The 857-nt window shown below is 45.5% G+C and carries 1 protein-coding gene; it reads right to left on the bottom strand.

Annotation, left to right across the window (positions count from 1 at the left end; genetic code table 11):
* Positions 1–857, bottom strand: an 857-nt coding sequence (locus tag A3750_RS22430) for an efflux RND transporter permease subunit (protein ID WP_197475248.1), incomplete at both ends; no start/stop codon positions are given.

Here is an 857-nt window from a genome sequence, read left to right as displayed (position 1 = left end):
TTTGCACCAAAATACTTTCCGACATCACAATGCCGTTATCGACGAGCATACCTAGTGCAATAATGAGCGCTGCCAAAGAGATCTGATCTAGGCCAATCTCTAAATTGATCATCACTAAAAGCGCTGCCAGCATGCTAGCCGGAATCAACAGCGAAACAATCAATCCAGTTCTCAGCCCCAAACTAAGCAACATGACTGCTGCGACGACGGCAATTGCCTGCAAAAGGTTTAGAACAAATCCTTTCACTTTGTCATCAACTTCCTTTGGCGAGAAATTCACTACATTGAAATCCACGCCTATCGGATACTCTTGGGATAATCGCGCAAGCTCTCGCTGAACTTGGTTACCCAACTCTATGTTGTTGCCGCCTTCACGCATTGAGATAGCAATACCAATTGCGTCTTCCCCTTTGAACCGCACTAAGGATGAGGGCGGATCGACGTAACCCGATTTAACTCGGGCGATGTCTCTCAAATACACAACATTCTTGCTGCCAGGGATAGGTAATATGGTATTCCCAATGTCATCCACTGTTTCGAAGTTTCCGGATGGCTCGAGCTCTATTCGTTCATTTCCAATGACAATAGAGCCACCCGGAACAATGATATTCCGACTTTTTATCATCGAACTTAAAATAGCGGGAGAGAGGTTCAGCTCAGTCAGTTTTGCGTTGTCATATTCAACAAAGACACGTTCGTCCTGAATCCCGAGCAAATCGATCTTTGCAGCATCCTCTAGGTTTAATAAATCATCTCGCGCATTGTCTGCGATGGTCTTCATCTCGGAGTAGGTATACCCTTCCGCCGTCAACGCAATCACAATGCCATACACGTCGCCAAATTCATCATTGACTACT

It is taken from the genome of Oleiphilus sp. HI0079, from assembly GCF_001635105.1.
The sequence above is the reverse complement of the archived record's forward strand: the minus strand, read 5'-3'. Positions and strand labels throughout refer to the sequence as shown.